The 486-nt window shown below is 46.9% G+C and carries 1 protein-coding gene; it reads right to left on the reverse strand.

Annotation, left to right across the window (positions count from 1 at the left end):
• The coding region (gene narJ, locus J1781_RS00455) for a nitrate reductase molybdenum cofactor assembly chaperone (RefSeq protein ID WP_217233030.1) at positions 1–486 on the reverse strand (486 nt) is incomplete at both ends.

The raw sequence follows: 486 nt of genomic DNA on the forward strand, positions 1-486 counted from the left end.
CTCTTGCTCTGCACCCAAAAAGTCCACCATTTCTTCTTCCCATTCGCTGTCAATGGCTTCAAGGCTGTCTTCGGCAAGTTTGACCGCTTCGGATTTATTCATATTGGCAAGCTCGTCATCAATCAAGCTTAACGGCTGTCCTGCGACTTGCAATAATGCCTTAAATAAGCTGGCGTACTCACTTTGTTTATCAATAAGTCTTGCCCCAAGCACTGCCAAAATATGGCTGACATCGGCAATGTCCATGCGGACTTGCATTTCGTCACCTGTGGCTACGGCTTGGTATGCCAAAAACTCAAGGTACATCGGAATGTAATCTGGCAATTCTTTGGCATCAATAGCAAATCCTGCTTGCTCGTATTGAGCCATTAAATCGACCATGGCTTGACCACGGTCACGGCTTTCACCATGAACATGTTCAAACAGCCATAGCGACAAGGTGCGACCACGTTCAAATAGGCTGTCATAGCGGGCTTGGGCTTCTAA

It is taken from the genome of Rahnella perminowiae, assembly GCF_019049695.1.
In the GTDB taxonomy this organism is placed as follows: Bacteria; Pseudomonadota; Gammaproteobacteria; order Enterobacterales; family Enterobacteriaceae; genus Rahnella; species Rahnella perminowiae.